The organism is Roseiconus nitratireducens (assembly GCF_008629675.1).
GTDB classification, from domain to species: Bacteria; Planctomycetota; Planctomycetia; order Pirellulales; family Pirellulaceae; genus Stieleria; species Stieleria nitratireducens.
This window is the reverse complement of the sequence record NZ_VWOX01000006.1, coordinates 258,122-269,593: the sequence shown is the minus strand read 5'-3', so window position 1 is coordinate 269,593 and position 11,472 is coordinate 258,122. Positions and strand designations below refer to the sequence as shown.

10 protein-coding genes are annotated in these 11,472 nt (G+C 58.1%); 5 read left to right on the top strand and 5 right to left on the bottom strand.

The window, feature by feature from the left end:
* Positions 1 to 24 precede the first annotated feature (24 nt).
* From FYK55_RS12795 to FYK55_RS12785, 3 genes are all read right to left on the bottom strand, one after another.
* A complete protein-coding gene (locus FYK55_RS12795) occupies positions 25 to 249 on the bottom strand; it encodes a hypothetical protein (RefSeq protein ID WP_150076814.1) in 225 nt (74 codons plus the stop codon).
* Positions 250 to 482: 233 nt separating this feature from the next.
* On the bottom strand, positions 483 to 1,082 hold the full coding sequence (locus tag FYK55_RS12790) for a hypothetical protein (protein ID WP_150076813.1): 600 nt from the start codon (positions 1,080 to 1,082) through the stop codon (positions 483 to 485).
* A 1,106-nt stretch (positions 1,083 to 2,188) separates the two neighbouring features.
* Positions 2,189 to 2,596, bottom strand: coding sequence for a hypothetical protein (locus tag FYK55_RS12785; protein WP_150076812.1), 408 nt, complete (start codon positions 2,594 to 2,596; stop codon positions 2,189 to 2,191).
* A 487-nt stretch (positions 2,597 to 3,083) separates the two neighbouring features.
* On the opposite strand from FYK55_RS12785, the gene FYK55_RS12780 reads away from it, so the two are divergent.
* Both FYK55_RS12780 and FYK55_RS12775 read left to right on the top strand, forming a co-directional pair.
* The gene (locus FYK55_RS12780; protein WP_150076811.1) at positions 3,084 to 3,581 is read left to right on the top strand and encodes a CAP domain-containing protein; all 498 of its coding nucleotides are present in this window, start codon (positions 3,084 to 3,086) and stop codon (positions 3,579 to 3,581) included.
* 243 nt (positions 3,582 to 3,824) lie between these two features.
* On the top strand, positions 3,825 to 4,706 hold the full coding sequence (locus FYK55_RS12775; RefSeq protein WP_150076810.1) for a response regulator: 882 nt from the start codon (positions 3,825 to 3,827) through the stop codon (positions 4,704 to 4,706).
* Between the two features lie 45 nt (positions 4,707 to 4,751).
* Here FYK55_RS12775 and FYK55_RS12770 read toward each other — a convergent pair whose 3' ends face one another.
* Positions 4,752 to 7,937 carry a response regulator gene (locus FYK55_RS12770; RefSeq protein WP_150076809.1) on the bottom strand — a complete coding sequence of 1,062 codons (3,186 nt, stop codon included), beginning with the start codon at positions 7,935 to 7,937 and terminating at the stop codon, positions 4,752 to 4,754.
* Positions 7,934 to 8,911: a hypothetical protein gene (locus FYK55_RS12765; protein ID WP_161604478.1), complete on the bottom strand. Its 978-nt coding sequence runs from the start codon at positions 8,909 to 8,911 to the stop codon at positions 7,934 to 7,936. The genes FYK55_RS12770 and FYK55_RS12765 overlap by 4 nt, the downstream gene beginning before the upstream one ends.
* A 214-nt stretch (positions 8,912 to 9,125) precedes the next feature.
* Between FYK55_RS12765 and FYK55_RS12760 the strand changes: the two genes are divergently transcribed.
* The 3 genes from FYK55_RS12760 to FYK55_RS12750 are packed head-to-tail and all read left to right on the top strand — an operon-like array spanning position 9,126 to position 11,467.
* A complete protein-coding gene (locus FYK55_RS12760) occupies positions 9,126 to 10,346 on the top strand; it encodes a response regulator (RefSeq protein ID WP_150076807.1) in 1,221 nt (406 codons plus the stop codon).
* A gap of 13 nt (positions 10,347 to 10,359) precedes the next feature.
* Positions 10,360 to 10,956, top strand: a complete 597-nt coding sequence (locus FYK55_RS12755; protein ID WP_161604477.1) for a response regulator — start codon at positions 10,360 to 10,362, stop codon at positions 10,954 to 10,956.
* Positions 10,940 to 11,467: a hypothetical protein gene (locus FYK55_RS12750; protein WP_161604476.1), complete on the top strand. Its 528-nt coding sequence runs from the start codon at positions 10,940 to 10,942 to the stop codon at positions 11,465 to 11,467. Before FYK55_RS12755 ends, FYK55_RS12750 begins: the two co-directional genes overlap by 17 nt.
* The last annotated feature ends 5 nt before the right edge of the window (positions 11,468 to 11,472 follow it).

The following is an 11,472-nucleotide window of genomic DNA, read 5'->3' as shown; positions in this document are numbered from 1 at the left end:
TGAAAAAAACAGGTCCTGAAAAACTCAGGTCCCGTCGGCCGGACTGGGATGCTGTTGCGAGGGGCGTCCCGGTTTGGCGCTCCACAGCAGCAGCAAACATCCCGTTGAGGCGAATCCGCAGATGGCCAGCACGACGCGAGATCCCTGCATCTTTGGCGTGGGCTGCCCGCCGGCCCAGATCCATCCGGCGATCGAGATGCCCAACAATGCGATGAGAAAGACCGAGATGATTGATCGAACGAGATTCATGATTTTGCTCGTGACTATTGAAGAGAATGGATTTCAGCTCGCGTTTGTGGCAGCGAGCATTTGGTTGAAGGTGTGTAGCTGTGTTCTCCGGAGTGTGGTTTCCCGACAGCGCTACCTTGACGTAGCCACGCTCGCCAGAGCGTGGTGTATTCCGCGTTGCGACCGCCTAGCGACGGTCGCTCCATCGAGTTCTCGATAAACCCGCAGCTACCGAGGGCGCTGTCCAGCTTGACTTAAGCGCTCGCGGCGGTCGCCGGCGCCGTGCGCGGTTGCCACGCGCAAGAACACCCCTGGTGTGCCGCTTCACCAGGCAACGGGAACATGTGATAGAACATCGCGATGACCATCGGGATAAAGACGACCGTGTTGTAGAACAGGTGCAACTCCACCCGTGGAATCAAGAGTTGAAGGATGCTGACCGGTACAGGCGAATCGAAAAGGTTGTGCCGGAAGATCGCTTGCCCCTGCAACAGTGCGTGTTCGATGTGGTGCCAGAACTGGATCCAGAACGCCAGCATCCACCATCGGTAGGACTGGCCGACAAACCCTTTCCGCAAGATCCAAAACGCGACCAGCATCACCAACGCATATCCGTAGTGCAGCAGTTCCGACTTGATCATCCAGGGGAACCAGAGTCCGAGGACTCCTCGCGATTCCGGGATGGGCCACCCCAGCACGTAAATCTGAATTGCCTGGGCCAGGTGTTCGCACCAGTGTGCCAACACGATCGCCGTGTAAAGGTAGAGAGCTTGCTTGTGGTAGGGGCCGTTGATTTTTTCCATCCAAGTCTGCTGATCGGAAGCTTGCGGGACGGAACAGGTGGCGGTGGACATTGCATTCCTCGATGATTCGTGTGTGATTGGATTGGGAAAGCACCCGATCGCTCGAATTCCATTTGGCGGGAGCGAACGCACCGGGGGTTTCGGGCGACGTGGACCATCCGTCGAGTGACGCACGCACTCGAGCTTCTTGGGTCAGCGGCCCGCGACCTCATTCGGTTTGATCAGACGATGCGCACCGACAAAAGGCGGTGTTCCTCCCGACCGATCGGTCGGGATGCCGGCATTCAACCGACAAGCAAATCGCATCCAAGTTCTGGGATCTGGGAAGGATCCCCAGCGGACCGCAACATGAAGCACTCATGTCCACGGAGAACGACGCGGGACGCTGCCAGATCATCCGATATAGACAGACAATCATTTGATCGTTGCAGCGAGGCGTTCAGCAGAACGGCTCGCGTGCGGATGAACCAGCGCAGCATCCAACGGGACGCAGGCTGGTCGACCAAAATCGTGTCGTCGCCGGATTAAACCTGTGGCGGACGATCGATGCGGTGAAGAGGCCGAGGCAATTCGCAAAGGAATGCGTTCGGCACCAGGAACTCGACGAGTTCGAAACAGATCGATGGGGCCGCTGCCGAGTGACAGCAATAATCCTGCGGACTAGGGACCGAGAGAGTTGCGGCTGACGGAAATGGCACTGGCACGCCTCCGCGACACCCGGGCCCGTTACAGGGGCGGGTCGGAATCTGGTCGTGCCGCATGGCGTCAGCAAGCGTGACGGTATCAACCGACGCTTCCGCCTCGGTGGGCTGGTTCGCTGTCATGGGGTGGGCAGCGGCGGGATGAGCAAGCCAATCCCCACAGCTTGCCGCTGCCTTCTCGCTGCATGCCAAAAGCAACGGAATCGCCAGACAAACGCCCGAAAAGATCGCACGAACTCCGTGCCATCTTGTCTCACGACGATCGGTAGAGAAAGACATTTCTGGGCGCATAAGGAACGATCCTACGCCGCCGTGCGTTCCTGTCAACGTGGATTCCCGCCTTAGCACAAGAAATCCGTCGTTCGCGTGAGGTCTCTTCGGACAGGGTCGGCTTGGAATCCGGCGCGATTCAATGCCCGATTGCATCCGCCGGTACCCAGCTCGGAACCGAAGTGGCTAATGGGGCGAGTTGACTTGCGGCGTTCCTTTCAGTGCTCTCGCGGGATTCGTCGCACGCGCCACCGCAGCAAGCGACGGAATCAGCGCGACGATCGTGCCGAGCAGTCCAAAGAAACTGGAGGACATCGCGCGACTTGTCGCTGCGGCAAACTCAGCGGGCTTGGGAGGTGTCGATAGGCCCGCCATCTCTCCGTAGTCAACGGCTGCGGAGTAGACCGTGATCAATCCCAATACCGCGGGCAGGATCGAAAGCAGTACCAGGACGAAGCTTGCTCTCCTGAGAGGCCAAATGATCAGGACGATGCCGATCGCCGCGAGCAGCAAACCTAATCCCAGCAACGGCAACCCTCCAGCGCTGAGCAGCCAAAAGAAAGTGTTCGTCTGTTCGTATTGGGCGTCGGGCATAGAGGTCTCTCTGGATTGCAAGGGCCCGTTTTGGAATGCCGACTTACGCACCGCGGCGATTGGCGCCCGCGCGAGCGCAGCGTGCGTTGCGGGGGCGCCCTTCAGCCTACCAAGACAAAACCGCCGATCAACTGTCGGCCAAGCCCAGACCCATTCAAGCCCAGACTCATAGAAGGCATGCACGCCAACACCGCAGACGAACACACCAAGCAAGTTGCAAAACGGTCGCCGTTCGCTCGATCGCTGTCCACTGACGATGCGGGCGTCCGGAAACTGCGAACGATCCCGCTTTGTCAACCACTCCTGCTGTTGTCTCGCCGCAACCCTTTGGATGGGTTGTCGACCAAAGCCCGGCGACGATACGTTTCTGCCCGGCTTGACCAGCACGTTCGAAAACTGCGGTGTGCCACCGACGGCTCGAAATCCTTAACCGCCGTCATTTCAGGGATGCTTGTCACCTTCACTTCGTTAGAAAAGGATTGTTTCAATGATTTGTCGATTGATTCTCTGTGTCTTGATTGCTTCCACTTCCGCCGCCATCGTCCACGGTAGCGCCTTCGATGAAGTCAATGCCTGGCGGCGGGCCGCTGGATTGCCAGCATTGATCGAAGATCCAGCGATGAGCGAGTTTGCGCAACGCAAGGCAGAGTATCGCGCCGCCCGCGGCTTGAAGAACGGTCACCAAGGACCCTCGGTTCCGTCGCCTTGGACCGAGGGATGTGGCGAAGCGACCGCGACGTGGGGATGGCTGACCTGCGCCACCGAATGCGATTTTCGGTACGGCGGAGCGGGAGTGGCGATGGGCGCCGACGGAGAACGGTACATGGTGTTCGTGGGGCGAGGCGGTACCGGTCGCGCACTCATTGATCCTCAACGCTATCCGATCATCAGGACATCCCATTTGACGCCCCAGCCGGTACAGGCAGGATCCGCCCCCGCCGTTTCCAAGCGAACCCGTTGTCCAAGTTGCGGACGTTTCCACTGAGCCAACCCGGCGACGTCACCGTTCGGGTTCGGCTGTCGGAGATGATTCAAAGAGACACGTCGTCGTTGCAGCGAGGGTCGCTCAAGCCGGCTTCATTGTTGCTGGGGAACCAGCAATGACGGGGCGATTGGCGACCGCTCGTAGCGGCGGACCGGTCGACAGGTTACCATCAAGTGAGGTGAAAAAGATTCTGTACGCCCGTTCTCTTTGAATCCACTCAATCAGACGCAAAAGGATCGCGGGATGTCCATGGTGTTAGTCGTCGATGATTCGGCGGTCGATCGACAGATCGCGGTAGGTTGTGTGCGCGATGCGGGGTTGGACTCCAGCGCGGTCGCCAGCGGACAGGAGGCGATGGAGTATCTGGCAAACAATGTGGTGGATGTCGTTTTGACCGACCTGCAGATGCCGGAGATGGACGGATTGGAACTGGTCCAGCAGATTCGGCAGACCCATTCGGTGATTCCCGTTGTCCTGATGACGGGATACGGGAGCGAAACGATTGCGGCGCAGGCGCTTCGCTCCGGGGCTGCCAGTTATCTTCCCAAGCGAGATCTCAAATCGGAGTTGGGCCAGACGCTGAGGAATATCCTGGAACTGGCGGAATCGCGAAAGGATCGATTGCGCGTCTACCAGCTGATGACGGAGACGGAATCCAGTTTCTGCTTCGGCTTCGAGTCAGCCGAGCGTCAGGCGTTGATCAATCATTTGCAGGACTCGCTGCAAACCATGAATTTGGCCGATGAGAACGAACTGGTGCGAATCGGAACGGCGCTGACCGAAGCGCTCACCAACGCCGTTGAGCACGGGAATCTGGAATTGGATTCCGAGCTGAAGGAATCAATGGATGGATCGTTCGAAGCCTTGCTGAATGAACGCGTCACGCAGTCGCCGTATCAAGATCGCCGGGTGCACGTGCGATTCAAAATGAACGCCTGCGAAGCAGTCATCACCATTCGCGACGAGGGTCCCGGGTTTGACCCCAGTCAGCTGCCTGATCCGACCGACCCGGAAAATCTGTTGAAGGCCAGTGGACGCGGGATGATCATGATCCGCACCTTCATGGACGAAGTCAGCTTCAACGATCATGGCAATGAAATCACGATGACCTGGCGAAAGAATTGACGCGGGACGCTTTCGGCATCCGGGCTCAGACCCGGGCAACATCGGTCAATTTGTGTGCCGCCGGATCGCTTCGAGTAGTCGATTCACGTGCATCTCCAACGTCTTCACTGCTTCGTCGGCACCTTCCAGGCACTGATCGCGACCCATGAATTCGACGGCTCGGGCGGAGTCGACGACGGCTTGGGCCGCAAAGATGTCCGCCGATCCTTTGATGGTGTGGGCACTACGCTGGATGGTTTTGGCGTCCTGGTTGGGGATCGCTTCGCGTATCAGTTGCAGATGCTGTTCGAATTCTTCTTCGAGAACCGGGATCAGCCCCAGAACGCTTTCCATGCCACCGGGGACGCGTCGAAGAGCTTCTTCAAAACTGAAGACTTTTTCATCGCAGCGTTCTTCCTGCGGCGTCTCGGCGGCGTCCGATCCGCCCTGACCGTCCTGCGCCGACGCGGAACTGAACTCTTTGATTGCAGCGGCCAAGGCGTCGCGGGTCACGGGTTTGGCGACATAGCCGTCCATCCCGTGTTCCAGGCACCGTTCGCGATCCCCCTTCATCGCATTTGCCGTCATGGCGACGATGGGCGTGTGACCTCCTTGCTCCGACTCGATCTGGCGAATCTGTGCGGTCGCCTCCAATCCATCCAATTCCGGCATTTGAACGTCCATCAGAATGAGATCAAAGCTGCCGTCCTGCCAAGCTTCGATCGCCACTTGCCCGTTCTCGGCGACGACCACTTCATGCCCCAGTTCGTGTAGCAGACCGACGGCCACCCGCTGATTGACGATCCCGTCCTCGGCCAGCAAGATTTTTAACGTCGGTCCACCGGTTTCGGTCTCATTCATCTCGTCGGCCAATTGGGGAACAGGTGCTTCAACCGCCAGATTCAAGATCGTATTGAGCAGATCCGAATGAATGACGGGTTTGGTCATGTACCGCACGATGTCCAGCTGGCGGCATTTTTCGACGTGCCCGGCCTGCGCCGCCGAGGAGACCATGATGATGGTCGTGCCTCGAAGGTCGCAGTCTTCGCGGACACGCTGTGCAAATGAAAAGCCGTCCATCCCCGGCATCATGCAATCCAGCAGGACCAGATCATAAGCCTCGCCCGACTGGTTCGCCTGCGATAATTCGGCTAAGCCGCTCAACGGATTGTCGACGGAAGTCGCCGTGACACTCCAGCTCTTGAGCATTTCCTCAAAGATTCGGCGATTGGTTTGGTTGTCATCGACGACCAAAACCCGCATCTCTTTCAGCGAGACCAGGTTGGCACGTCGCTTTTTGTCCCGGTCCGAAATCACCTTCATCTCGATCGTGAAGTGGAAGGTGGTCCCCTGCCCCACTTCACTCTCCACCCAGATGTTGCCTCCCATCATCGAGACCAGTTGCGTGGAGATGGCCAAACCCAGTCCGGTGCCGCCGTATTCCCGGGTCGTTGAAGAATCTGCCTGCCCGAACGCTTCGAAGATTTTTTGCTGTTTGTCCGCGGGGATGCCCACGCCCGTGTCGCGCACCCGGCAATGCAACGTCACCCGGTCGTTCTCGCGGGATTCCTCGGCGACATCGATCACCACCTCACCCCGTTTGGTGAACTTGATCGCGTTGCCGACCAGGTTCACAAGGATCTGACGCAGGCGACCGGGATCTCCCTGCAGCGTGTCGGGAAGTTCCGGGTCGACACGGCAGGCCAGTTCCAGACCCTTCTCCGCGGCGCGCACCAAGAGAGATTGCCCGGTCTGACCCACGCAATCTCGCAATCCGAATTCGATTTCCTCCAGTTCCAGTTTGCCCGCTTCGATCTTTGAAAAGTCCAGGATGTCGTTCAGCAATCGCAGGAGTGAATCGGCGGACTGTTGCACCATTCTCAAGTAATCACTCTGTTCCGGAGTCAGCTTGGTGTGGGACAACAGCTGCGACATCCCAATGATTCCGTTCATGGGGGTCCGGATTTCGTGGCTCATATTCGCCAGGAATTCACTCTTCGCCTTGTTGGCTGATTCGGCGTCATGCATCGCCCGGCGAATCACCTGCTCGCTCTCGTGCAGGGACGCCCGCATGGAATTGAATGCACCGGTCAGCTGGCCGAGTTCGTCATTGCTGGTGACGGGGATATCGCTCTGGAGGCTGCCTGTTGAAAGCTGTTTCGTTGCCTGGGACAAGGCGGCAATCGGTTTCGCGAGCTTGTCGGCTCGACGCGAAGAAATCACCCATGCCGACAACGGCATCAACAGCATCAGGGCCGCCGAGGTGCCGATGGCCAGATGGCTCATGCGGTTGACGGTTTGCGAGTCCGCGAGCATCCGTTCGTTTTGTTCGACCGTCATGTCGTTGAGAATCGATGACGCGCGTTTCGCGAGCGGTGCTGCCTCACCGGCGAGTCGGTTTTGAGCGACATTCCATCGATCGGATTCCCTGGCCGCAACCACATTCTGCGAAAGGCTCTCGTAGGCTTTCAGCTCTTGCGAAACGATGTCCAAAATCTCTTGTTGCTCGGCGGCCAGCCGATCTGTCTGGCGGTTCATCGTTTCAAAGTGACGTTGGGCCGCTTCGGTTGCCGAAGCGAATCGCAGTGCGTCTTCCCTGAAGCCGTCGTCGACAAATCGTGTCAAGAAATTGTGACTGCGGGTCATCTCATAACGAAAGTCGGTGATCGATGACAGGACGCCCGGCGACTGGTCGTCGGTTCGATCTTTCGCGATGGCGATGATCTCTCGGATCGCCGCTTGAATTGACTCGGCGATCGGGTCGACATCCTGCAGCAGCAAAACTCTTGCCTGTTCATTTCCCGGTGTTTGAGCGACCTCCTCGGTCCACCATTGGGTTTCCTTCAATTTCCGCAAAACCACTTTCAGTTCTTCCAGTCGACGGCGGTTCTCGTCGTTTGGCCACTGCGTGCTCAAAGCTTCCATCCGCCGAACCGTCGGTTCGATTTGGGCGTCCCACGCCTGCATCCGATCCTGTTTAAAGCTTGGGTCCCCCAGGACAATCCAACCTCGCAGACTTGCCAGGGAGCGTTGCACTCCGGCGGACGTCTCGATCGACGCTCGCAACGTCGGTCCGCGCGAATTCGCAAGTCTTACGGCGTAGAATCGCGACCACAGAGTCACCACCAGGGCGACGGCCAAAATGATCAGACCGATCGCGGCCACGGATAGATGCGAATAGAGCAGCTTCTTGCGAAGGCCCGTCCCCTGCCCCTTTGCGAGCTCATTCGCCGGGTCTGCGGAAACGTTCATGGGGGCGTTCCTTCCGGATTCAACCACGACGGGTGTTCGGCCACGTGTGTCTTGAGCGCATCCAATTGCAACTCCAGGATGCCGGCCCGTTGGTAGACGTGAGAAGGGAACTTGCGTCCCACGAAATAGACCTCTCGCGGGGGGGCGGAGTCTTCGAGTTGTGAATGCAGAAACGCCAGCTCGGACACCAGCAGGGATGCGATGTCGTAGACATCACTGGGTTGTGCCTGCGAAATCTCGTCCTTGCCGACCTCCAATTCAAGCATTTGCAAGCCGGACAGCGCGGCGATCTCGCGGATCTTCCGGAAGCAGCGGAGGAGCCGTTGGTACACATCCGCCGGGCGCTTGCCGACTTCGAAATCGGGATCGGCCGGGATCTCGGTCGCCTCGGGGAATTGTTCTAGCAGACGGGCGGCGTAACCGACGCCGGTGGTGACCTGTTGGAAAACATCGCTGGGGGCGACTTGACGATCAAGCAACAGGTTCAATTGTCGGTTGGCCTGAACCGCGGCTCGGAAAACATCCGTGGGCGTCTTGGACGGATCCAGATTCGCGGGAGTCACCTGGTCGTCGATGCCCAGCTTTTGTTTCACCAGACGAAGCCGCTGCAGGGCCAGATTGGTGACATAATGGACGTCGCCAGGATGAATTTCTCCGGTGACCAGCGGGGGCTCTTCCCCGTGAATGCGGCAATGTTCGAAGCACAGTCGGTCCGACTTGCGATACATTGTTAGCACTTGAAAGTAGACTTCTCTGGGGGCGGCGCCGGTGACTCCAAGTTCCTTCTGCTGGTTCTTCGGTCTTCCCATGACAAATCGAATCGCCTCCAGCTCGTTTCGCACAAGATCGACATGCACGTAGACATCCGGTGGTGCAATCGCCGAGCGGTCGCTCTGCTGTCCCCGCAGTTGATTTGCGCTCAGCAGGAAGGCCAGGATCACGCCCTTTCGCAGGGGGCCGTGGAGGTATCTCATCAGCGACCGTGTCCGGTCGCCGGGGCAGAAAGAATTCGAGTGGTTCATGATTCGGCCTCTCCATTCGATTTCACTGACTGGACCGAAAGCCCGACTGCAATTCTACCCGAAATCCGGCATCCCGATTCGATGCTTCGCGCGCGTGTCACCGGCCAAAAAGCATTTTTTGGTGAAACCAGACCGGTGAAGGACCAGAGCTGAGGGAAGACGCCCGATGAGATTGTTGCTTGCCGAAGACAGTGGCCTGATGCGACGGGTGTTGGTCGGTTTGCTCGAGGAATTCCATTACGAGGTCGTTGAGGCCGAAGATGGAGAACAGGCTTGGAAGCAGTTTCAGGAGCAACCGTTTCCGCTGGTCCTGACCGACTGGATGATGCCCGGGATGGACGGCGTCGAGCTGGTCAAGAAGATCCGGGCCCATTGCGCCCAGGGTTACACCTACATCATCTTGCTGACGTCAAAAACCGAAAAGGAAGCCCTGGTCGAAGCCATGGAGGCGGGGGCGGACGATTTCCTCATCAAGCCCTGTGATTCGCAGGAGCTGCGCGTTCGGGTCCGCGAGGGCGAGCGGATCATCAAATTGGAACAAACGCTCGCAGAGCAGAACCATCAACTGCGAGAGACTCAGGCCGCACTGGTTCAATCAGAAAAAATGGCGTCATTGGGCCAGCTGGCCGCCGGCATGGCACATGAGATCAACAACCCGATTTCTTATGTCGCCAACAACCTGGCAGTCCTGCGCCGCGAGGCGACGTCTCTATCGGGAATTCTGGCAAAGTACCGAGCCATCCGTCAGGCGGACCCCGAGAGCGTTCCGGACATGTTGGAAGAGGTCGCCGAAATCGAGCAGGAGGAAGATGTGGAATGGATCTTGGAGAGTCTGCCGCGACTTTTCGACAGCTCGCTCGATGGCATCGGCCGGGTTCGGGAGATCGTCAAGAACCTCCGCGACTTTGCCCGTCTGGACGAAGCCGAATTGGATAACCTGGATCTGAACGCGGCGCTCCGGTCCACCGTGGACGTGCTGTCCCTGGAACTGGAGACGAAGCAGATCGCGGTCGATTTTCAACTCGATTCCACCTTGCCGCGTGTCGGATGCCAGCCGGCCAAGATCCACCAAGTGTTTCACAACCTGTTGCGCAACGCCATTCAGGCGAGTGAACCGAAGGGGACCATCACTATCCGAACTTGCGCCGAACAGGATCATGCGGTGATTGAAATCGCGGACCAGGGTTGCGGTATCAGCGATCTCCATTTACCACGCGTCTTTGAACCCTTCTTCACCACCCAGCCGGTTGGTCAAGGCAAGGGCCTCGGATTGGCAATCTGCCATGGGATCATTCGCGACCACGACGGCACGATTGAGGTGTATAGTCAGTCCAAGTGTGGTGCGACGTTCCGAGTGCGTCTCCCTCTCCGACCGGCAAAAGAATAATCCGAGGCGTGTCATGACAGCAGGTGCGAAGAAACACTCCATTCTTCTGGTCGATGATGAACCGGAAATCTTGTTCTCGCTGAAAGGGCTGCTGCGTCGAGAGTTCAATCTGTTCACCGCGGAAAGTGCCGAAGAGGCGCTCCAGATTCTGGATGAGCATCCGATTCACGTGATCATGACCGATCAACGCATGCCCGATGTCACCGGTGCGGAGCTGATGGCTCGTGTGAAAGTTGAATACCCCGACGCAATTCGGATGATCTTTACCGGATACGCCGATATCAAGGCGGTGATTGAGGCGATCAACACCGGCGGTTTGTATCGGTACATCACCAAGCCCTGGGACCCCGACGAATTGATCGAGGTCCTGCGCGAGGCGGCGGGAGAGTACGATGCTCTTGTCGCCAGGCGGCAGTTCTTGGCCGACACGCGGTCCTACATCGAATCCTCGCGTCAACTGATCGGGCGGCTTTCCACCGCTGAGGGCCCGGATGACGATTCGGTCCAGGCGGTCAGGCGGGCCGGTGATTTGTTGTTGAATGAGCTGGACGGCCTGCAGGCGGTGCAACCGATTGGTGATTTCAAGAAAGTCAATGATGAAGAAGCCTGACAAGCAGAAAGGGTTATTGCTGGTCTTTATCGAGACACAACGACAACGCTGGTTCGTCGCGGCGATCAAGTTGTCTGGTGAACTTGTGCCGCTGCTGCGCTCCGAAGAAGGCAATTTGGAGGATTACCTCAGCTCCGAATTCGAGGAACAGGTGACCTTCCTTCGACACCGTTTGGCCGGTGTGCTGCAGCGAGGTTGCGATCGCCTGTGGGGGCGAGCGATCAAGCCGACGCAATTCGTGTTGGTCGCCGATCAAGATTTCGATCCTCAGACGCCCGAATTGACGTCGGCCGTGGCCGAACACTTTGTCGAGTGGATGATCAATCCACCGGTGGTGTTCTTAAAAGAAGATGCCGTCGGTGCGGCAGACGATTCCGTCCAATTTGATCGTGTCGCCGGCGAAATCGACGCTCAAGACCAAGAGATCTTGAAGGCCGCTTTTTCGCAGCTGGCCGATTCGATCGTCAATGAATCGCTCTGGGAGTTGGTGCCCAACAAACCTTCGAGCTAGCAGGG